The organism is Mesorhizobium sp. CA15 (assembly GCF_020165215.1).
GTDB lineage: Bacteria > Pseudomonadota > Alphaproteobacteria > Rhizobiales > Rhizobiaceae > Mesorhizobium.
On sequence record NZ_JAIUHQ010000013.1, the window covers coordinates 58,873 to 78,225 of the forward strand.

The 19,353-nt window shown below is 64.7% G+C and carries 19 protein-coding genes; 10 read left to right on the plus strand and 9 right to left on the minus strand.

Annotated elements, in window-relative coordinates:
• Window positions 1-187: 187 nt before the first annotated feature.
• Complete coding sequence (locus LB515_RS20065) at window positions 188-1,567, plus strand: FAD-binding oxidoreductase (protein WP_224543970.1); 1,380 nt, start codon at window positions 188-190, stop codon at window positions 1,565-1,567.
• 92 nt (window positions 1,568-1,659) lie between these two features.
• Here the strand turns inward: LB515_RS20065 and LB515_RS20070 are convergent, their stop codons facing one another.
• From LB515_RS20070 to LB515_RS20080, 3 genes are all read right to left on the minus strand, one after another.
• Complete coding sequence (locus tag LB515_RS20070) at window positions 1,660-2,517, minus strand: BA14K family protein (protein WP_224607365.1); 858 nt, start codon at window positions 2,515-2,517, stop codon at window positions 1,660-1,662.
• Between the two features lie 375 nt (window positions 2,518-2,892).
• Complete coding sequence (locus tag LB515_RS20075) at window positions 2,893-3,996, minus strand: KamA family radical SAM protein (RefSeq protein WP_224708733.1); 1,104 nt, start codon at window positions 3,994-3,996, stop codon at window positions 2,893-2,895.
• Window positions 3,997-4,238: 242 nt separating this feature from the next.
• Window positions 4,239-4,628, minus strand: a complete 390-nt coding sequence (locus tag LB515_RS20080) for a VOC family protein (protein ID WP_224708734.1) — start codon at window positions 4,626-4,628, stop codon at window positions 4,239-4,241.
• 132 nt (window positions 4,629-4,760) lie between these two features.
• Between LB515_RS20080 and LB515_RS20085 the strand changes: the two genes are divergently transcribed.
• From LB515_RS20085 to LB515_RS20095, 3 genes are all read left to right on the plus strand, one after another.
• Window positions 4,761-5,567: a helix-turn-helix transcriptional regulator gene (locus tag LB515_RS20085; RefSeq protein ID WP_224708735.1), complete on the plus strand. Its 807-nt coding sequence runs from the start codon at window positions 4,761-4,763 to the stop codon at window positions 5,565-5,567.
• Window positions 5,568-5,683: 116 nt separating this feature from the next.
• Window positions 5,684-7,345 carry an acyl-CoA synthetase gene (locus LB515_RS20090; protein ID WP_224708736.1) on the plus strand — a complete coding sequence of 554 codons (1,662 nt, stop codon included), beginning with the start codon at window positions 5,684-5,686 and terminating at the stop codon, window positions 7,343-7,345.
• A gap of 91 nt (window positions 7,346-7,436) precedes the next feature.
• Window positions 7,437-8,330, plus strand: a complete 894-nt coding sequence (locus LB515_RS20095) for a hypothetical protein (RefSeq protein ID WP_224708737.1) — start codon at window positions 7,437-7,439, stop codon at window positions 8,328-8,330.
• A gap of 107 nt (window positions 8,331-8,437) precedes the next feature.
• On the opposite strand, the gene LB515_RS20100 is transcribed toward LB515_RS20095, so the two are convergent.
• The 5 genes from LB515_RS20100 to LB515_RS20120 all read right to left on the minus strand — a co-directional run bounded on the left by LB515_RS20100 (window position 8,438) and on the right by LB515_RS20120 (window position 12,254).
• Window positions 8,438-9,862, minus strand: a complete 1,425-nt coding sequence (locus tag LB515_RS20100) for a hypothetical protein (protein ID WP_224708738.1) — start codon at window positions 9,860-9,862, stop codon at window positions 8,438-8,440.
• A 441-nt stretch (window positions 9,863-10,303) separates the two neighbouring features.
• A complete protein-coding gene (locus LB515_RS20105) occupies window positions 10,304-10,813 on the minus strand; it encodes an Hsp20/alpha crystallin family protein (RefSeq protein ID WP_140698408.1) in 510 nt (169 codons plus the stop codon).
• An 88-nt stretch (window positions 10,814-10,901) separates the two neighbouring features.
• On the minus strand, window positions 10,902-11,378 hold the full coding sequence (locus LB515_RS20110; protein WP_140635669.1) for an Hsp20 family protein: 477 nt from the start codon (window positions 11,376-11,378) through the stop codon (window positions 10,902-10,904).
• 242 nt (window positions 11,379-11,620) lie between these two features.
• On the minus strand, window positions 11,621-11,893 hold the full coding sequence (locus LB515_RS20115; RefSeq protein WP_224627704.1) for an usg protein: 273 nt from the start codon (window positions 11,891-11,893) through the stop codon (window positions 11,621-11,623).
• A gap of 13 nt (window positions 11,894-11,906) precedes the next feature.
• Window positions 11,907-12,254 carry a hypothetical protein gene (locus tag LB515_RS20120; protein WP_224524793.1) on the minus strand — a complete coding sequence of 116 codons (348 nt, stop codon included), beginning with the start codon at window positions 12,252-12,254 and terminating at the stop codon, window positions 11,907-11,909.
• Window positions 12,255-12,584: 330 nt separating this feature from the next.
• Here LB515_RS20120 and groES point away from each other — a divergent pair, with 330 nt between their 5' ends.
• The 6 genes from groES (at window position 12,585) to htpG (ending at window position 17,621) form a co-directional block, all read left to right on the plus strand.
• On the plus strand, window positions 12,585-12,899 hold the full coding sequence (groES, locus tag LB515_RS20125) for a co-chaperone GroES (RefSeq protein WP_224708739.1): 315 nt from the start codon (window positions 12,585-12,587) through the stop codon (window positions 12,897-12,899).
• A 61-nt stretch (window positions 12,900-12,960) separates the two neighbouring features.
• The gene (gene groL, locus LB515_RS20130; RefSeq protein WP_224708740.1) at window positions 12,961-14,589 is read left to right on the plus strand and encodes a chaperonin GroEL; all 1,629 of its coding nucleotides are present in this window, start codon (window positions 12,961-12,963) and stop codon (window positions 14,587-14,589) included.
• A gap of 73 nt (window positions 14,590-14,662) precedes the next feature.
• Window positions 14,663-14,878, plus strand: coding sequence for a hypothetical protein (locus LB515_RS20135; protein ID WP_224524799.1), 216 nt, complete (start codon window positions 14,663-14,665; stop codon window positions 14,876-14,878).
• 60 nt (window positions 14,879-14,938) lie between these two features.
• Window positions 14,939-15,337 carry a helix-turn-helix domain-containing protein gene (locus LB515_RS20140; protein WP_140846984.1) on the plus strand — a complete coding sequence of 133 codons (399 nt, stop codon included), beginning with the start codon at window positions 14,939-14,941 and terminating at the stop codon, window positions 15,335-15,337.
• Complete coding sequence (locus LB515_RS20145; protein ID WP_224708741.1) at window positions 15,318-15,620, plus strand: DUF982 domain-containing protein; 303 nt, start codon at window positions 15,318-15,320, stop codon at window positions 15,618-15,620. Before LB515_RS20140 ends, LB515_RS20145 begins: the two co-directional genes overlap by 20 nt.
• Before the next feature lie 60 nt (window positions 15,621-15,680).
• Window positions 15,681-17,621 carry a molecular chaperone HtpG gene (htpG, locus tag LB515_RS20150; protein ID WP_224708742.1) on the plus strand — a complete coding sequence of 647 codons (1,941 nt, stop codon included), beginning with the start codon at window positions 15,681-15,683 and terminating at the stop codon, window positions 17,619-17,621.
• A 9-nt stretch (window positions 17,622-17,630) separates the two neighbouring features.
• Here htpG and LB515_RS20155 read toward each other — a convergent pair whose 3' ends face one another.
• Entirely contained in the window at window positions 17,631-19,253 is a 1,623-nt protein-coding gene (locus LB515_RS20155; RefSeq protein WP_224708743.1) for an ABC-F family ATP-binding cassette domain-containing protein, read from the minus strand.
• Window positions 19,254-19,353: the final 100 nt, after the last annotated feature.

Here is a 19,353-nt window from a genome sequence, read left to right on the forward strand (position 1 = left end):
AAGCCCGCCATGAACCGGTGTGGCCTCAAACGAGCGGGCCGTCCTGTCAACTCCGCCAAACGCGGAATGTTCCTGAACCGAGCCGGTATGGTTGTGGACCCGGGCGATTCGATGGGCGTGCCGGCGTGACTCCCGGGCTGCGGTTCCTCTATAGGACGAGCTTCACGTCCGACGCCGGATCCATTTCATGGCCCTCCTCCCCTCTCTCCGCGCCGCCCTCCCCAACGCCACCATCTGGGACGCCGCCGAGCTCGCCTCGCGCGATCCTGGCTTCGACACCCGCAATTTCGGCGCCTCGGCTCTGGTGCGTCCGCGCGATGTCGAAGAGGTCGCGGCGCTGGTGAAATTCTGTTCGGAGCGTGGCATCAGTCTTGTCGCGCAGGGCGGGCGCACCGGGCTGGCGGGCGGAGCAGCCACTTCCCAAGGGCAGGTGATCTGCGACCTTGGCGGGCTTAACAGAATAGAGGACATCGATCCGTTCACGCGCGTGGCGATCGTGCAGGCGGGCGTGACGCTGGGCGCGCTGCAGGAGGCGGCAGCCCAGCATGGGCTCGACCCGGGCATCGACCTTGCCGCGCGCGGCAGCGCCACGATCGGCGGCATGGTTTCCACCAACGCCGGCGGCATCATGGCCTTTCGCAACGGCACAATGCGCCACCGCGTGCTTGGCTTGGAGGCCGTGCTGCCGGACGGGCGGTTGTTTTGCGATCTCACCCGGGTGTTGAAAACCAGCGCAGGCTACGATCTGAAGCATCTCTTCATCGGCGCGGAAGGCACGCTCGGCATCGTCACCCGCGTGGCGCTGCGGCTCGATCCGGTGGCCGGGGCGAGTGCCACCGCGCTTGTCGGCGTGCCGAATGCGGCCAGCGCCCAGCACATCGTGCGGCATTTTTTGACCTCGACCAGCGCGAGGCTCACCGCCGCCGAGATCCTGTGGCGTAATTTTGCGTCCCTCATGCAGCGGTCGCTGAACTATGCCTCGGGCAGCCTGCCGCTCGATGCGCCCTGTCTGCTGGTGCTGGGCCTAGGCGCCGACTCGATCGAGGCGGCGAGAAGCGCGCTCGAGGGCGGGCTGGCGGCGATCTGGGAAGAGGTCGGCATCGTCGACGGGCTGGTCGCGAGCTCCGAGGGCCAAGCCGCAGCGATGTGGCGGCTGCGCGAGGAGACTGTTGAGATCGAGCGCGCGCACCCTATGGCGCCCTCGTTCGACGTCTCCGTGCCGGCCGGCGCGCTGGACGCCTATGTAGCGCGCATCGAGGCGGGGCTGAAGAAGCTCGACGCCTCATATGCGCCCTATGTCTACGGCCATCTCGCCGACGGCAATCTGCACATCTCCCTCAATTGCGAAGGGCCGGTTCCACATGAGCGGCATGAGGCGATCGAGGACGTGCTCTATGAGGGGCTGCGCGAGGCCGGCGGTTCGTTCTCAGCTGAGCATGGGGTGGGGCTGGAGAAACGCGAGGCCTATGAGCGGCATGCTAATCCGGTTAAGCGGGATTTGGCGAAGGCGATCAAAGAGTTGATCGATCCGGGCAATGTGATGAATCCGGGGAAGGTCGTGGGCTGAGTTTGGCGGGGGCGCTAGAGCGAACCTGCCTGTGTCGCAGCCCCTCTCCGGTCGCTTCGCGATCACCTCTTCGCTGTCGCGGGCCAGAAACACTACTCGCACTGGCGGCGCGGGCCGCCGTCGAAGGGCTGGTAGGTGTTGTCCTGCGGATCGTAGGAGCGGTAGCGGCTGAAGCAATCGTCGATATGGGCGGCCGAGATCTGCCGGCCCTGTGCCCGCACGGCCCCGGCCTCGGGCGAGATCTCTTCCGGCGGGCCGCCATAGGTGGTGACGTAGCCGTCGCCCGACGGGGCGTAACCTTCCATCTCGGCCTGGTCGTCGCTCGTCTGATCATCGGCCGCGGCGGGTTGCCGATCATCCGCTACCGCTTGACCACCCTGGCCTTGCCGATCGTTTGAGCCGGTCGAGGCGGTGCGGTCGCCCATCGGGTCGTAATAGGGTGAGATGCAAGGGCGCAGCTCGCCGCTGTAGGCGCGGTAGCTGTTTTCCGCCGGACGGTAGCTGCGATAGCGGGCCGAGCACCATTGCAGATGGGCCACGGGCAATTGCTGCTCGGCCTGCCGATCGGCCGGAGCCGGCTGGGAAGGCTGGGTCGCGTCAGGCTCGGCCGCGGGCTGGTTCGGCTGAGCGGTCGTGGGCTGCAACTGCTGCGGCTGCGCGGGTGCGGTCGGCGCCGCGAGCGTCGCCGTCTGCACTGCGCTGTCGGTCTTGGCCGGCTCGCCCCCTGGGGCGGGCGCGACGGCAGCCTGCTGGGCGGGAATGCGCTGAAGATTCTGCTTTTGCGGATCGACCGGCTGAGCGTCCTTGGTCCAGAGCTCGGAAACGCCGATCGCCGGGGTCGCCTGGCGCACTGGCTTGGCGGCGAGCAGCCAGGTGGCGAAGGCGAGCCCGCTGGCGAACACGGCAAGGGTCAGCACGAAGCCGCCGACAATTCCCAACAAAGCCTTCATGCCGAACTCCTTTAGTCCCCGCTGATAGAATGCGAGGCGCGGAATCCGGTTCCCACAGCAAGAGGGCGATGTTGCGACCCGGCGGTAACAAACGAAGGCCCCGCGTGCTCCGGGGAGGAGCACGCGGGGCTTCGAGAGGATCGCTAGGTGAACCCAGCTGGGGACTAGGCAGCTAAGGGACTTTACGATGATCCAAACGGATCGATGACAGTGTCGCGCCTTTGCTACGACGCCGCATCGTGCAAACAGAGGAGTAAAAGCAGGTCGTTCACATGGCAGTCCCACGCCTCGGACTCGCAGCCGGCGGCGGCCGGTCAGGCCCGGCAGAATGCCCCAACGAGGCGGCCGGGCCGCGCCCGAGCGGCATGCGGGCACTCAGCAGTCCGCCACCACCTCGCTGTAGCTCCTCGCCTTCCCGTCCTGGCCGCGAATGCGCCACGTTTCGCCGTCCCGCCCCTCGATATGGCTCGCCGCCAGCGGCACCTTGCCGCCGCCATCCGGCAGATCGATGACATAGGTCGGATTGCAGATTCCGGATAAGCGCCGGCGCAGTTCCGCGACCAGCGCCTGGCCGTGGGCAATCGTCGTGCGGCGATGCGCCATGCCGCGCGCGAGGTCGCCGTGGTGCAGGTAATAGGGTTTTACGCCGAGACGGTACATCAGCTCGCGGCAGAGCTCCTCCAGCACCTCGACCTTGTCGTTGACGCCTTTGAGGAGAACGCTTTGGTTGAGCAGCACGAAACCTGCCTGGCGCATCGTGCGGCAGGCCGCCTCGGCTTCGGCGGTGAGCTCGCGCGGATGGTTGAAGTGCGTGACAACCGTCACCATCAGCCGGCCCTGCAGCGCCTCGACCAAGCCGGAGGTTATGCGCGACGGCAGCGCCACGGGCACGCGGGTGTGGATGCGCAGAAGCCTGAGATGCGGGATCGCCTCCAGCCGGGCGCGGATCTCGGCCAGCGCCTTGTCCGGCAGCGACAGCGGATCGCCACCGGTCAGGATCGCCTCGCGGATTTCCGGGTGCCCGGCGATGTAGGCCAATGCCGGCTCCAGCGCTTCGCTTGTGTAGCCGCGGCCGATCGAGGTCAGCGATTCCTTGCGGAAGCAGAAGCGGCAATAGACCGCGCATTGATAGGTCGGGAACAAAAGCACGCGGTCGGCGTGGCGGTGCGTCAGGCGCGGCACCGGGCTGAAGGCATGATCGCCGATCGGGTCGTCGAGCTCGCCTTCGGTGGCGACGAGCTCGCCCGGCGACGGGATCGCCTGGGCGCGGATCGGATCGTTGGGGTCGCTCCAGTCGATAAGATCGAGATAGGGTTTGGGCACGCGCACCTTGTGCGCGGTCGCGGCTTCTTGCATGACGGCGCGCTCGGCGGCCGAAAGCGGCAGCGACGCGAGGTCGCGGACATGGCGCACGCCGGCGCGGATGTCGGCTTGCCAGGCGGCGTCGGGGGCGGCCGGCTGTTTGAGATTAGTGGTCATTGCGGTTCTCTGGTTCGCCGTCCCTATCGGCCGGATGGTCGATGTGGTCAACCGCATACCGCCTTACGCCGTGTTGGGAACTCGGAACTCTCACCGCTTGAGCTTCGCAATCGCCTCCGCCGTCACCGGCGTGAAGCAAGCAGCTCGGCGAAATCCTCGGTGTAGACCGTGAGCTTGATGCCCGTGACTGTCTCGTAGAAGTCGACGAGCAGCTTGACGCAAGGCATTCAACTGCCGCAAGGCTAGATATCCGCGTAAATCTCCAGCACATTGCCATCGGGATCGCGAAAGAAAAGCGTGCGATGGCCCCAGGGCCGGTCGGTCGGCCCGCTTTCGATCGCCACGCCCTTCTCACGCAACGTCTCGGCACATTGATCAACCTGGCTGGCCGTCACGCGGAAGGCGAGTTGCACGGAGAGCGCGCCCGCAGGCGTCGGCGCGTCATGGAACATCACGCCACGCTCGGTGAGCGCCAGGAGGCACGAGCCGACCTGGTAGGCAATCCAGCCCTCGCCCAGGCTGGAATGGGCGCGAAAGCCCATCACGTCCTCATAGAAACGGCGCATCTCCTTCATGTCGCGAGCGAAGATGACGGTGTAGTCGATATTCCTGATGTTTTTCAGCGCATTCATTTGCGGAATCCTTTGTCTGGCGCCGCGTTCCGACGCGGCGTGATTGTCGATGCGCCTTATTATACTGGTAGCAAGGTGGTACAAGATGAGCGGCGCTGCTAGTAGCGTCGCCACCCCCTTCGAGGCACGAGCATGCTGGAACAGACCACCGAGATGGAAAGGCGTAAGGAACTCGGCCGCTTCCTGCGCGCCATGCGCGAACGCGTCGAGCCGTCAGGGCATGGCATCCGCACCGGCACGCGACGGCGCGCAAGCGGGCTGCTGCGTGAGGAAGTCGCGCTGCTCGCAGGGATCAGCGCCACCTGGTATACGTGGCTCGAACAGGGCCGCGAGGCCAATCCTTCCGCGCAGGTGCTCAATGCGCTCGCCGACGTGCTGGACCTCGTGCCTGTGGAACACCAGCACCTGTTCAAGCTCGCAAAGCCGGAATGGCGGCCTGAGGCGACGCCGCTCGAAGGCCCCTCGCCCGATCCGCGCATTGTCGGATTGCTCGCCACGCTCTCGCCCAACCCGGCCTATGCGCTCAACCGCGCCTGGGACTTCATTGCCTGGAACGACGAGGCGGCGGATTTGTTCGGCGGCTTCGATCAGGAGGATCCCGCAAGGCGCAACCTGCTGGCGCGGTTCTTCCTCGATCCGGCCTGGCGCGGCCTGTTCGCCGACTGGGAAGTGGTAGCTCGCTCGGCGATCGCGCAATTCCGCGCCGCGACCGTCGAATACGCGTCTGCTGCCGACATCCGCGCCGTGCTCGATCCACTCAAGGCGCTGAGCCCCGACTTCGCGCGCCAATGGGCTGAGATGCGGGTCGAGGAAGCGCCGATCTTGTCGAAGCGGATGGTCGGTCCGAGCGGCGAAATCATGGTCTATGATTATTTCATGCTGACGCCCGTGGGCGTGGGCAAGGAGATAACGCTGAGCCTTTATCGGAAGCGTGGATAAGGAGCTCCCGTAAAACGGGGAGAAAGACGCTGCCGCAATCGACCAGCGCCCTCCTTTCATGCAATCTCCTCCGGCGGCGATCATGGGGAGATGATCCGCCGCCGAGGAGGATTGCCATGACCGACACGCCAGCGGCGCTGCCGCGCTATGAGGATGCCGTTGCGCAATTCCGCATCGAGGACGAGATCGCACGCCTCCACGGCGATCCGGCGACCGGCATCAACGCCTATGTCGAATGCTGCGGCCGCTATACCGGCGAAAACCGGCTGGCGCTGCGCGCGATCTCGGCTGCCGGTGAATTGCGTGAATACTCCTTCGACGATCTGGCCGACATGGCGGGCCGCGTCGGCACCCTGCTCAAAGGTCTCGGCGTCGGTCCCGGCGACGTCGTCGCCGGCATGCTGCCGCGCATTCCCGAATTGGTGGCGCTGATCCTCGGTACGTGGCGGGTCGGCGCGGTCTACCAGCCGCTGTTCACCGCTTTCGGGCCGAAGGCCATCGAGCATCGCCTGAACTACAGCAAGGCGAAGCTGGTGGTGACCAACCCCGCAAACCACGCCAAGCTCGACGAGGTGGAAAACCGTCCGCGCATCGCCACCATTCTTGGCCCCGGCGACACGCTGCCCGCCGGCGACGTCGATTTCCGCGCGGCGCTCGCGGCTGCCTCCCCCGATTGCGAGCCGGTCATGCGCAAGGGCACCGACCTGTTCATGATGATGTCGACTTCCGGCACGACAGGACATCCGAAGGGGGTGCCGGTGCCGCTCAACGCGCTGCTTGCCTTCGGCGCCTATATGCGCGACGCGATCGGGCTTCGGCCCGACGACATCTTCTGGAATATCGCCGATCCCGGCTGGGCCTATGGGCTCTACTACGCCATCACCGGGCCTTTGCAGCTCGGCATCGCCACCACCTTCCACGAAGGCGCCTTCAACGCGAAATCGACTTACGACATCATCGAGCGTCTGGGCGTCACCAGCCTGGCCGGCTCGCCGACAGCCTATCGCCTGCTAATGGCGGAAGGGCCCGAGGCCGCGGCCCGCGTCAAGGGCAGGCTGCGCGTGGTGAGCAGCGCCGGCGAGCCGCTCAATCCGGAGGTGATCCGCTGGTTCGACGCGCATCTTGCAGCGCCGATCCACGATCATTACGGCCAGACCGAGAACGGCATGATGGTCAACAACCATCATGGTCTGGCGCATACGGTCCGCGCCGGCTCGGCCGGCTTTGCCATGCCCGGCTACCGCATGGTGGTGCTGGACGAGGCAGGCAACGAACTCGGCCCCAACCAACCCGGCGTGCTGGCGGTCGATATCGCCAACTCGCCGCTGAGCTGGTTCGACGGCTACCACCAGGCGGAAACGCCGGCGATCGCGGGCGGCTACTACCGCACCGGCGACACGGTGGAATATGAGACGGACGGCTCGGTCTTCTTCATCGGGCGGGCCGACGATGTCATCACCTCGTCCGGCTACCGCATCGGACCGTTCGATGTCGAAAGCGCGCTGATCGAGCATCCGGCGGTCAACGAGGCGGCCGTCGTCGGGGTGCCCGATCCGCAGCGCACGGAGATCGTCAAGGCGTTCGTAGTGCTGGCGCCCGCCTTCAAGGGCAGCGAGGCGCTAGCCGAGGAACTCGCCCAGCATGTGAAGAAGCGGCTGTCTGCGCATTCCTATCCGCGCGAAGTCGAGTTCGTCAGCGAACTGCCGAAGACACCGAGCGGCAAGATCCAGCGGTTCTTGCTGAGGAAGGCCGAGGTGGAGAAGCGCAAGGCGGAATAAAGATTTGGCTCTCCATGATTTCCGCCACGCAAAAGCCGCCAAGTCGGGCGATGGCTCGCAAGGGCTATGATCGCTAATTTGGGGTTGCAGCATGCGGTTGGTCTTGACGCTTCTCATTGCGCTGGCGGGCAACGCGGCATATGCCGCTTCGCCGGAAGATGATTATATCGCCGCGCGCGACAAGGCGATCGCCGATATCACCGCGCAGGAAAGCGCCAATACGGCGATCGAAACTATCGATGCCCAGAACGAGAAGGCGCTGGCCGACCTCCAGCAGCGCCTCGCCGCCATCCTCGGTCCGCTCTCCGTCAAAGGCTTTCCGGCGACCGGTACCATCAATGTTCAAAGCCTCAACGCTTCCGATATCGGCTACGGCATGCTGGACGGGCTGCGATATGCGCAGAGCGACGACGGCCCAAGCATCGTCGCCTCGACGCGCGGGTTGACCGAGCGCTGGCTCAAGTCCAAATCGTCCGAAGCGGAAGCGGATTTCAAGCTGCCCGCCGACATCGGAGCGGCGTTGAAGCTCGACAGTTTTTACACCCAGGCCATCGGCAGCGACGCGGCATTTTCGGGCACGCTCGACTTTTCGTTGAAGAAGCCCGACAGCGCCGATGCGGTGGTCGCGCGGCTCGGCGGCTGGACCCAGGATGTCGGACCGATCTACGACCAGCACGTCGTCGTGGCGGTCGTCAAAGGCGACCGCGTGCTGATTGCCGAGGCACCCGCCTCGCCCGCCGTGCCGAAGATCGCGGCCTGCGATTCAATCTGGGCAGCCGCCGACGCCGCCGCGCAGAAAGCCCAGCAGGCCGACCAGGGTTCGGACCAGGACGATCCGCAGGTCTCCGATCCCGCCAACGCCGCCTGGGAAAAGGGCGACGCCGACTACCGCGCCTGCATGGCCCAGCGCCTGCCCGGCGACCCGTCCTTCCCGGCGCTGCTCAAGCAGGCGCAGGACCTTGCCGACGACATGACTGGGAAATAGTCCGCCAGGGCAATTCCAGGAAAGCGCAGCGGCTCTCGAAGTGGAGCGGTTTCAAACCATAGAGATAGAGCGGGCCGGCGCTGTCGAAGCCGAGCCGCTCGAAACCCTCAGCCTCCGTTCGCCCGCATGTTGCGCCGAGAAACGCGCCGCGCGACGGGGCGCGCCGCTTCCGCGATGATCCCGTTGGTTTGAGGCGCGGCATCCATGCGCGACCTTGCGTCGGTCACCCGATGCAGGCGCTCATAAGGCAGCAATTCCCGGATGCGGGCGTTGAGCGCTTCGACTTCGGCGCGCAAATCCTCGCATTCCTGCTTCTGGATATCGAGCTGGATCTGCTCCGACGCCTGCTGCAGCGAAAGCCGTGAGAAATTGGTGCTGACCTCGGACAGGTTCTTCTTGTCGGCTTCGCTCTCGTCCTTGAGAACGGCGAGCCTTTTCTCCGCAATCTGGCGTTCGGTGACGGCGTCGTTCAGCTGCGCCTTTAGGCTGGTGATCTCGGCCGTGGCTTCGCCATTGTCGGTCGAGACCTTGTCCAGACGCGACTGCAGGTCCTGGATCTCGGCACGCAAACCGCGCATTTCCGCGTGGCTGCGCGCCAATTCGGCGGTGCTGTCGCTCTCGGCGATCCGCGCCGCCTCGATTGTTTCGGCAAGCCTGGCCTGCGCTGCCTCGAGGGCTTTCTGCAGCCGGGTTTCTTCCTTTTCGTGGTTGCCGATTTGAGCCATCAGCTCGGCGATGTGGGCGGTCTCGCTGGCGTGGGTTGCCGCGAACTCGTCGAACTTGTGCCGGGCCTCCGCCTCGCGCTTTTGCGCCTGCTCCAGATCGACCGAAAGGCCGACCTGCTTTTCGCGCAGCAGCTTGTTCTCGGCGCCGCGCCTGTCGACTTCGACGGTCTTGGCCGTCAGGGCTTTGACGATCTCGCCGAACTCCGTCTCGCGCCTGGCGGTCTCATTGCCCATCTCCACCAGCTCCAGGCGCACCGCCGCAAGCGCCGAGCGCAGCTGCTCCCGGTCCTGGACGAGGCTCGCCTCGCGCTGCTGCCACGCTTCGGCCGCGCCGTCGCGTTCGCGCTGCCGGCGGGCGGCGTCAAGCAATTGTTCCGACAATGTCTTGTGTTCGGCGGTGAGAGCGAGGTTTGCCAGCTCCAGCTCGTTGGAGCGCAACACGTCGCGATGGAAGACGTTGAGGACTTCGCGCGTCATATGATGCGCAGTGGCGATCTCCGCCAGCTTTGCCTCGATCTCCTGCAGATGACCCTGCCCGTCCCGGAAAAGCCCGGTGACGGCCTCCAGGGCGGCCAGCCGCGTCTGGGTATGCGGTGTCAGCCGCGATGCCGATGCGTCGGACGGCTCTTCGGCCGGCGGATTCTCGTCGCTTGCCACCAGTTCCCGACCGGCGACGGCGTCGTCTTCCGACGGCGGCTGTTCGTCATCTTTGAGAACGTCCTCGAACGCCTCCGCCAGATCCGATTGGAGTTCCTGAAATTCCTTATCGACGTCCTCGGCCCGCTTGATCAGAGACTTGAAATTCATCACGGCACATCCCTTACGCTCGACGACACATCTTTTACGCTCGCCCCCGGGCGTACTTAACGAATTACTAATCTATCGCGTTACCTTCCGTTCGGGAAGCCTGTGCAAAGGAAACCAAAATTAAGGTTATCGCCGGTCCCAATCTGATGCGGATCCGCGCTAGGTGAGCCCCTCTCCCGTTCCTAACATATGTTAGCTTTCTCTCCGGATAGGTGCTGAAAGCATGCGCAGCAGAAGGGAAAGACAGCGAGCTGCTTGTCATCATTCAGATGAGCGATGCGAAGACTTCTGGACGGAAAAAAGAAGCTCCCGCCGAATAAATTTTCTCTTCCTCGGCCGCCATGATCGACCGAGTGGAGTTGCTTGCGCGAGCATCCGGTTGCCGTGGCTCTATGAGAGTCGACGCGGGAGGCGGATCGGCCGACCTCCCGCGTCGGTGCATCAACTCTTGATGTCGATGCGCTTGACCTGCGACTGCGCCTTCTCGCTCTTCGGCAAGGTGACGGTCAGCACGCCGTTCTTGAAGCGGGCATCCACCTCGTCTTCCTTGACCTCGTAGCCGACCGGGATGCGGCGCTCGAAGCGGCCGTAATAGCGCTCGGAGAACTGCCTATCCTTGTCCTCCGTCTCGGAGCGCTTCTCGCCTCTCAGCGTCAGCACGCCGTCGTCGAGCAGGACCTCGATGTCTTTCTGTTCGAGGCCAGGCACCTCGGCCATCACCTTGATCTCCTTCTCGCCGTTGGAGATTTCGACGCTCGGCCAACCGGCGCCGAGGGCGGAGACACCGCCAAAAGACGGCAACCGGCTGTCGAAGCCGCGGAAAACGTCGTCAAACAGGCGGTTCACCTCGCGATGCAGCGACAGGAACGGATCGCGCTCACCGTCGCGGAATATGCTTGGAAGCTGGTTGCCGTTGCTCCGGCCCCAGGGGATCAGATCACGGACACTCATGGTTTGCTCCTTTCTGTTCATCGGCTCGAAAAGCTCCTACGCGCCGGGCAGTGCCCGGCGCGTAGCGCGGATGCGCTCACAGAAGCCCTCAAGCGGCGTGCTTCTCGGCTTCGATCTTCTTTGTCGTGCCTTTGAGCGTTGCCTTGTCGGCTGCGATCTCGATCCGCCGCGGTTTCATCTCTTCTGGAATTTCGCGCTTCAGATCGATCGTCAGCAGCCCATTGACCAAGCTGGCGCCAACGACCTTGACGTGGTCGGCAAGCTCGAAGCGGCGCTGGAATGCACGGCCGGCGATGCCACGATGCAGGTACTCGCCCTTGTCCTCGCCGGCTTTCTGGCCAGAGACCATGAGCATGTTCTGCTCCTGGGTAATGGCCAGTTCGTCCTGCGAGAACCCAGCCACCGCCATACTGATGCGGTAGTCGTCTTCTGCGGTCTTGGCTATGTCATAGGGTGGCCAATTATCGACGGTTTCGATCCGGCTCGCCGTCTCGAGCGCGTTCAGCATTCGATCGAAGCCGATGCTCGACCGGAACAGGGGACTGAAGTCAAACGTGGTTCTCATAGCTACATCCTCCATTGAGCAACATAGATACGAGGGGCGTCAAGGAAGCGGCGCCCCTTGACCTTGCCGGTCTTTCTCAAGCACCGGCGTAATCGATCTGGGAATTCAACACGGGCACGTCAAGGCCCCGCTCCGAAGCCACCTTCAAGGTCGTGAAAGTCAGTCCCTTCGTCTGCATGCAGGCAGGCAAATCATGAGTTGGAGGCGGCCGCACAACCACGACCGCCTCGGGGAGCTGATCTTCAATGGATCGCGATGATCCCGTCGACGGCCCGCCACTCCGACGCCCTGATGAGCCGATGGTGAGCGACACGGACAGAATGCAAGGCGCCAGCCAGCTCGCGCTGCCAAAAGCCCAGAAAGCCCCTCAGCGCCGGGAAATCCGGGGCAAGATCATAGTCCTGCCAGACGTAAAGCTGGAGCAGGCTGGGATGGTCGGGCAGATGATAGTGGATCTCGGCAGTGGTCAAGCCATACCCATTCATCTGCAAGCGGAATTCCCTGCTGACCGCCATCGCCTTCGGGCCTTCACGCGCTCAGCCGGTCGACCACCTGCCGGTGGTCGTCATCGGCAGGGCCGCTGGGCGGCGGAGCCAGCGCATCAAGCCGGCGCAGCGCATCCATGATGTCGTCGAAGGAGACCGGCCGCTCGGTGCCCGGCGGCTGGCGCAGCGCCGGCATCGATTCTACGGCGCAAGCATCGGACGCCCAGGACGAAAGGATCGCCCGCTTTTCCCATATATCGAGCGAGCCGTCCTCCAGCACATCCCGCGGGTGCTGAAAATGCCTGGCCGGCGACAGCAGCCGGTCGAGCGAAAGGTCTGATAGTTCGGGAGCTAGGGAAGGAATGATCGGCGAAAGCGTCTGTCGGTCCATTTCTGTCCTCCGTCTCCAAAAACTCCTTGCTTCGGGTTCCAATTTCTCAGCGGTCCCGGCGCTGCCGGGCACCGATAATCTTGTTCAACTCAATCGCGAATTCAAGCCTCTCCGTTATCGGAGCGGGCCAATTTACCGCATGTTTTCAGTGCGCTAGCACTCAACGGTCGAGAGTGCCAAAAAATTTGCGGTACCCCCTTGAAAGTAGATGAAGGCAAAATTAGCTCGACATGCGCGCGATGCCGAAAGGGTCGCGCGAGCCCCGCTCCGGTCCTGCCGGTCCGGAGCGGAGGAACTGCTCGCAATCTGTTTGTCCTGAAGGAGAACGATATGACGTTCCGTCCATTGCATGACCGCGTGCTCGTGCGCCGCATCGAGGCCGAAGAGAAGACGGCCGGCGGCATCATCATCCCCGACACTGCCAAGGAAAAGCCGCAGGAAGGCGAAGTCATCGCCGTCGGGCCAGGCGCCCGCGACGATAGCGGCAAGCTCGCGCCCCTCGACGTGAAGGTCGGCGACCGCATCCTGTTCGGCAAGTGGTCCGGCACCGAGATCAAGCTCAATGGTGAGGACCTGCTCATCATGAAGGAAAGCGACGTGATGGGTGTGATCGAGCAGGTCGAGACGCTGAAGAAAGCCGCCTGACCGGGGCTTCGATCGAACCGCAACCCAGTCAATGAAAGCTGCCTAAACAAGGAGTGATCCAATGGCTGCCAAGGAAGTCAAATTCCATTCCGACGCCCGCGAGCGCATGCTGCGCGGCGTCAATATCCTCGCCGACGCGGTGAAGGTGACGCTCGGTCCGAAGGGCCGCAACGTCGTCATCGACAAGTCGTTCGGCGCTCCGCGCATCACCAAGGACGGCGTCACCGTCGCCAAGGAGATCGAGCTCGAGGACAAGTTCGAGAACATGGGCGCCCAGATGGTTCGCGAAGTCGCTTCGAAGACCAGCGACCTCGCCGGTGACGGCACCACGACGGCCACCGTGCTTGCCCAGGCGATCGTTCGCGAAGGGGCCAAGGCCGTTGCGTCGGGCATGAACCCGATGGATCTCAAGCGCGGTATCGACAAGGCCGTGGATGCCGTCGTCGCCGAACTCAAGGTCAACGCCCGCAAGATCACCAGCAACGACGAGATCGCCCAGGTCGGCACGATCTCGGCCAATGGCGATGCCGAGATCGGCCGCTTCCTGGCCGAGGCCATGGAAAAAGTCGGCAACGAAGGCGTCATCACCGTCGAGGAGGCCAAGACGGCCGAGACCGAGCTGGAAGTCGTGGAAGGCATGCAGTTCGACCGCGGCTATCTCTCGCCCTATTTCATCACCAACCAGGACAAGATGCGCGTCGAGCTCGAAGAGCCGTATGTGCTGATCCATGAGAAGAAGCTCGGCAATCTGCAGGCGCTGCTTCCGGTGCTGGAGGCCGTGGTGCAGTCCGGCAAGCCGCTGCTGATCATCGCCGAGGATGTCGAGGGCGAGGCTCTGGCCACGCTCGTCGTCAACAAGCTGCGCGGCGGGCTTAAGGTCGCCGCCGTCAAGGCTCCGGGCTTCGGCGACCGCCGCAAGGCCATGCTGGAGGACATCGCCATCCTGACCGGCGGCAGGGCCATTAGCGAGGATCTCGGCATCAAGCTGGAGAACGTCACGCTGGAGATGCTCGGCCGCGCCAAGAAGGTCGCGATCGAGAAGGAAAACACCACCATCGTCGACGGCGCCGGCAAGAAGGAGGAGATCCAGGGCCGCATCACGCAAATCAAGGCGCAGATCGAGGAGACCACCTCCGACTATGATCGCGAGAAGCTGCAGGAGCGGCTGGCCAAGCTCGCCGGCGGCGTTGCCGTGATCCGCGTCGGCGGCGCGACGGAAGTCGAGGTCAAGGAGAAGAAGGATCGCGTCGACGACGCGCTGCACGCCACGCGCGCCGCGGTAGAGGAAGGTATCCTGCCCGGCGGCGGCGTTGCCCTGCTCAGGGCGGCCAAGGCGCTCGACACAGTCGCCGTCGACAACCCGGACCAGAGATACGGCGTCGACATCGTGCGGCGCGCGATCGAGGCTCCGGCGCGCCAGATCGCCGAGAACAGCGGGTCGGAAGGTTCGATCATCGTCGGCAAGCTGCGCGAGAAGACCGAATTCGCCTATGGCTGGAACGCCCAGACCGGCGAATATGGCGACCTCTACAAACAGGGCGTCATCGATCCCGCCAAGGTCGTGCGCACCGCGCTGCAGGATGCGGCCTCGGTTGCCGGACTGCTCGTCACCACCGAGGCCATGGTGGCCGAGAAGCCGAAGAAGGAGGCCGCTCCGGCCATGCCGGCCGGCGCCGGCATGGACTTCTGAGACGCCGACGGGAGCCCGCTTCCGGCAACGGGAGCGGGCGTTTCGAAACGCACGATGGGAGGCCCTTATGGATATGATGAGCGGCAATGGCTCGGTTCCGGCGCCGACGCGCCCGGCAAGCGAATTCCTCGCTTATGAAGCCGAATGCCGAAGCGCATTGAAGCCGCTGCTGGCAGGCTTGCTCGACACGGCCGAATCCGCCGGGTGGAACCGGCGGACCGTCGCCTCAACGCTGATGTTTCTTGCCGCACAGCACGTGTCGGCCACCGAAACATCCGGGGGCGGCTAGCAAAATCGGGCCCCGCCTCCAAGGCGGGGCCCATGTGACTGCGAACGGACGAGGATTGCCATGATTGCAGGACGATTGCGCGAATGCCTGAGAATCTTGCGATGGGAAGCTGCCGATGTCGCCGAGGAACTTGGCTGGCCCAGAAACGACGTGACACGCTGGCTCGAGGGGCGCGCGCCGGTGCCGCTGGCGGTCGCCGCCTGGATCGAGGCCCTCGCCAAGGCACACAAGGCGCTGCCCCCGCCGCGCCTTAACCGGCAGAATTCAGCGACGCACACGCCGGCGGGCCCGGTGGTTGTGCAGGCGTTCAACGGCATAGGCCAGCCGCGGCCGCACGGCATCGTCCTGCAACCGCCCTACCCGCGCCGACATGTGCTGGCCGGGACGACTGGCCTTCGCCCGGGCGCCATGAGCACCCACCCGAATGAGGGTTCTGACCATGAGCCACGACCGCTTTGAAGACCCTGTCACCATCCTTGTCGGAATGGGGTTGCCGGTCCGGCTCGAGACCATGATGGAAGCCTATGCCCTGCTGCAGGATTGGCCGGCTGCGAGCAGGAGCAGCGCATATGCGATCGCGCTCAACGCCTGCAAAGCCGGCATTGCCGGCGAGATCGACGCGGAAATGGTGCGGACAACCCTTGTTGCCTTCGCCCGCCGCCACAATATCCTGGCGCCGGACATAGTTTCGCTGGCGCCCGCAGCGCTGGCAGGGCGCGCATCCACAAGCAACAATGGCTGAAAATTTGAAACCCGGCGCGTGCTGGCGCGGCGGACAACGCAACGAGCGCAGGAATTCTGAATGACGACGGACACCAAGGCGAAGGAAACCAGGACATTCGAGGCGGACGTCTCGCGGCTGCTGCACATGATGGTGCACTCGGTCTATTCGGACCGAGACGTCTTCCTGCGCGAGCTGATCTCCAATGCGGCGGATGCCTGCGAGAGGCTGCGCTTCGAGGCGGTGAGCCGGCCAGAGCTTCTGGGCGACGATGCCAAGCCGCGCATCACGATTGCCGCCAATCCGGACAACAAGGAGCTTTCGGTCGAGGACAACGGCATCGGCATGAGCCGCGACGAGATGGCGGAGGCGCTGGGCACGATCGCGCGCTCCGGCACCCGCGCCTTCATGGAGCGCGTCGAGGCCGGCAAGGCGGCGGAAGACACGCAGCTGATCGGCCAGTTCGGCGTCGGCTTCTATTCCGCCTTCATGGTCGCAGACCGGGTCGACGTCATCAGCCGCCAGGCCGGCAGCAATGAGGCCTTCCGCTGGTCGTCCGACGGCAAGGGCACCTACGAGATCGCGCCGGCGCCGCTCGAGGCAGCACCCAAGCGCGGCACGCGCGTGGTGCTGCATCTGATGGAGGACGCCTCGTCCTACACCACGCCCTATCGGCTCGAGGGGCTGGCGAAGTCGCAGTCGGGCCATGTGCCGGTGCCGATCACGCTCGTCGAGAAACCCGGCGCCGAACCGCGCGAAATCGCCGACGGCACGGCGCTTTGGGTGCGGCAAAAGAGCGAGATCAAGCCGGAGGAATATACCGACTTCTACCGCAGCATCGCCGGCCAGTATGACGAGCCAGCCTCGACCATCCATTTCCGCGCCGAGGGCCGGCAGGAATACAGCGTGCTCGCCTTCCTGCCGGGATCGCGGCCGTTCGACCTGTTTGACCAGGACCGCAAGGGCCGCATGAAGCTCTATGTGCGGCGCGTCTTCATCACCGACGAAGCCGATCTGCTGCCGCGCTACCTGCGCTTCGTGCGCGGCCTGGTCGATTCCGCCGACCTGCCGCTCAATGTCTCGCGCGAGATGATCCAGGAAAGCCCGTTGCTCGCAGCGATCCGCAAGGGCGTGACCAACCGCGTTCTCGGCGACCTCGCCAAGACGGCCGAAAACGATGCCGAAGCCTATGCCAAAATCTGGGAAAATTTCGGCGTCGTCCTCAAGGAAGGTCTCTATGAGGATTACGAGCGACGCGAGCAGCTGCTGAAGCTTGCCCGCTTCCGTTCGACGACCTCAGGCGAAGGCTGGCGCAGCCTTGCCAACTATGTCGCAGCGATGAAGGAAGGACAGAAAGCGATCTTCTTCATGGCCGGTGACGATCGCGCCCGGCTCGAAGCCTCGCCCCAGCTCGAAGGTTTTCGCGCACGCGGCATCGAGGTGCTGCTCCTCACCGATCCCGTCGACAGCTTCTGGGTGACGATGGCGCCGGAATTCGACGGCAAGCCGTTCAAGTCGGTGACGCAGGGCGCGGCCGAGCTCGCCGATATCGCGCTGCCCGAAGATGCGGCGAAGCCCGACGCGGAGACGTCGTCGGATATCGCCGCCTTCCTGGCTTTCGTGAAAACGACGCTTGGCGAGGAGGTTTCGGACGTGAAGTCCTCCGACCGGCTGACCGAAAGCGCCGTCTGCCTCGTCGCGCCGGAGCATGGCCCGGACCGCCAGTTCGAGCGGCTGCTCAACGCCGCCGGCCGGCTCGACAAGGCGGCCAAGCCAATCCTCGAGATCAACCCGCGCCACGAGCGCGTGGCGGCGCTGGCAAAGCTCGGCGACGACGAGAAGGCGTTCAAGGAAGACGCCGCGCATCTGCTTTACGACGAGGCACGTGTGCTCGACGGCGACAAGCCGGCCGACGCCAAGGCGTTCTCGGCGCGGCTTGCGCGGCTGATCGATCGCGGGCTGGCGAGGGGTAAGCGCCGGCGCTCGCCCGACAGGGGGAATGCGCCGCCGCCGATTGCGTAGGGTCTTGCCCTACCCCCTCAGCCCCGGCGCTTCCTGGCCGGTGCGGGCGACATATTCGGTGTAGCCGCCGCCGTAGATGTGGACGCCGTCGGGCGTCAGCTCGAGCACGCGGTTCGACAGCGCCGCCAGGAAATGGCGGTCGTGCGAGACGAACAGCATCGTGCCTTCATATTGCGATAGCGCCTCGATCAGCATCTGCTTGGTGGTTATGTCGAGGTGGTTGGTCGGCTCGTCGAGCACCAGCAGGTTTGGCGGATCGAACAGCATCAGCGCCATCACCAGCCGGGCCTTCTCGCCTCCGGAAAGCACGCGGCACTTCTTTTCGATCTCGTCGCCGGAAAAACCGAAGCAGCCGGCCAAAGCCCTGAGCGGCGCCTGGCCGGCCTGCGGAAACGAGTCCTCCAGCGTCTGGAAAACGGTGCGCTCGCCATCGAGCAGCTCCATGGCGTGCTGGGCGAAATAGCCCATCTTGACGCTCGGGCCGCGCGCGACGGAGCCTTCGTCCGGCTCGGAGGCGCCGGCGACCAGCTTCAGAAGCGTCGACTTGCCGGCGCCGTTGACGCCCATCACACACCAGCGCTCGCGGCGGCGGATCTGGAAGTCGAGGCCCGAATAGATATTGCGGCTGCCATAGGCCTTGTGGATGCCCTTCAGCGTCGCCACGTCCTCGCCGCAGCGCGGCGCCGGCTGGAATTCGAAAGTCACCGTCTGGCGGCGCTTCGGCGGTTCGACACGGTCGATCTTGTCGAGCTTCTTCACCCGGCTCTGCACCTGGGCCGCATGGGAAGCACGCGCCTTGAAACGCTCGATGAAGGCAATCTCCTTGGCCAGCATCGCCTGCTGGCGCTCGAACTGCGCCTGCAGTTGCTTGTCGGCCAGCGCGCGCTGCTCCTGGTAGAATTCGTAATTGCCGGAATAGGAGGTCAGCGCGCCGGCGTCGATCTCGATGATCTTGGTGACGATGCGGTTCATGAACTCGCGGTCGTGCGAGGTCATCAGCAGCGCGCCGTCATAATCCTTGAGGAATTTCTCCAGCCAGATCAGGCTTTCGAGGTCGAGATGGTTCGACGGCTCGTCGAGCAGCATGACGTCGGGCCGCATCAACAGGATGCGGGCGAGTGCCACGCGCATCTTCCAGCCGCCGGAGAGTTTTGAGACGTCGCCGTCCATCATCTCCTGGCTGAAGCCGAGGCCGTCCAGCACCTCGCGCGCCCGACCGTCGAGCGCATAGCCGTCAAGCTCCTCGAAGCGGTGCTGCAATTCGCCGTAGCGCTCGATGATCTGATCCATGTCGTCGGCGCGGTCGGGATCGCCCATGGCATGCTCAAGCTCGCGCATCTCGGCAGCGACCGCGCTGACCGGTCCGGCGCCCTCCATGACCTCGGCGACGGCGCTCAAGCCGCCCATGTCGCCGACATCCTGGCTGAAATAGCCGATGGTGACGCCGCGATCGACCGAGACCTGGCCTTCATCGGGCTGCTCCTGGCCAATGATCATGCGGAACAGGGTCGTCTTGCCGGCGCCGTTCGGGCCGACAAGCCCGATCTTCTCGCCCTTCTGCAAGGCGGCGGAAGCTTCGATGAAGACGATCTGTCGGCCGTTCTGCTTGCCGATATTTTCGAGACGGATCATGGGACGGTCCGGGAAACTGCGCTGACGTGGCGGGGATTTGCCCGGGGCATTACGCGAATGCGGGCACGAGGGGAAGAGGCAGAAGCGCCGCATGCCGCGC

What these genes read in the sequence shown, in the direction of transcription:
- LB515_RS20155 (WP_224708743.1), bottom strand. Translation starts at nt 19,253, where the DNA reads ATGATCCGTCTCGAAAATATCGGCAAGCAGAACGGCCGACAGATCGTC.
- LB515_RS20080 (WP_224708734.1), bottom strand. Translation starts at nt 4,628, where the DNA reads ATGAATGCGCTGAAAAACATCAGGAATATCGACTACACCGTCATCTTC.
- LB515_RS20070 (WP_224607365.1), bottom strand. Translation starts at nt 2,517, where the DNA reads ATGAAGGCTTTGTTGGGAATTGTCGGCGGCTTCGTGCTGACCCTTGCC.
- LB515_RS20145 (WP_224708741.1), top strand. Translation starts at nt 15,318, where the DNA reads ATGAGCCACGACCGCTTTGAAGACCCTGTCACCATCCTTGTCGGAATG.
- groL (WP_224708740.1), top strand. Translation starts at nt 12,961, where the DNA reads ATGGCTGCCAAGGAAGTCAAATTCCATTCCGACGCCCGCGAGCGCATG.
- LB515_RS20110 (WP_140635669.1), bottom strand. Translation starts at nt 11,378, where the DNA reads ATGAGAACCACGTTTGACTTCAGTCCCCTGTTCCGGTCGAGCATCGGC.
- LB515_RS20120 (WP_224524793.1), bottom strand. Translation starts at nt 12,254, where the DNA reads ATGGACCGACAGACGCTTTCGCCGATCATTCCTTCCCTAGCTCCCGAA.
- LB515_RS20075 (WP_224708733.1), bottom strand. Translation starts at nt 3,996, where the DNA reads ATGACCACTAATCTCAAACAGCCGGCCGCCCCCGACGCCGCCTGGCAA.
- LB515_RS20115 (WP_224627704.1), bottom strand. Translation starts at nt 11,893, where the DNA reads ATGGCGGTCAGCAGGGAATTCCGCTTGCAGATGAATGGGTATGGCTTG.
- LB515_RS20100 (WP_224708738.1), bottom strand. Translation starts at nt 9,862, where the DNA reads ATGAATTTCAAGTCTCTGATCAAGCGGGCCGAGGACGTCGATAAGGAA.
- groES (WP_224708739.1), top strand. Translation starts at nt 12,585, where the DNA reads ATGACGTTCCGTCCATTGCATGACCGCGTGCTCGTGCGCCGCATCGAG.
- LB515_RS20105 (WP_140698408.1), bottom strand. Translation starts at nt 10,813, where the DNA reads ATGAGTGTCCGTGATCTGATCCCCTGGGGCCGGAGCAACGGCAACCAG.
- LB515_RS20085 (WP_224708735.1), top strand. Translation starts at nt 4,761, where the DNA reads ATGCTGGAACAGACCACCGAGATGGAAAGGCGTAAGGAACTCGGCCGC.
- LB515_RS20140 (WP_140846984.1), top strand. Translation starts at nt 14,939, where the DNA reads ATGATTGCAGGACGATTGCGCGAATGCCTGAGAATCTTGCGATGGGAA.
- LB515_RS20135 (WP_224524799.1), top strand. Translation starts at nt 14,663, where the DNA reads ATGATGAGCGGCAATGGCTCGGTTCCGGCGCCGACGCGCCCGGCAAGC.
- LB515_RS20095 (WP_224708737.1), top strand. Translation starts at nt 7,437, where the DNA reads ATGCGGTTGGTCTTGACGCTTCTCATTGCGCTGGCGGGCAACGCGGCA.
- LB515_RS20065 (WP_224543970.1), top strand. Translation starts at nt 188, where the DNA reads ATGGCCCTCCTCCCCTCTCTCCGCGCCGCCCTCCCCAACGCCACCATC.
- htpG (WP_224708742.1), top strand. Translation starts at nt 15,681, where the DNA reads ATGACGACGGACACCAAGGCGAAGGAAACCAGGACATTCGAGGCGGAC.
- LB515_RS20090 (WP_224708736.1), top strand. Translation starts at nt 5,684, where the DNA reads ATGACCGACACGCCAGCGGCGCTGCCGCGCTATGAGGATGCCGTTGCG.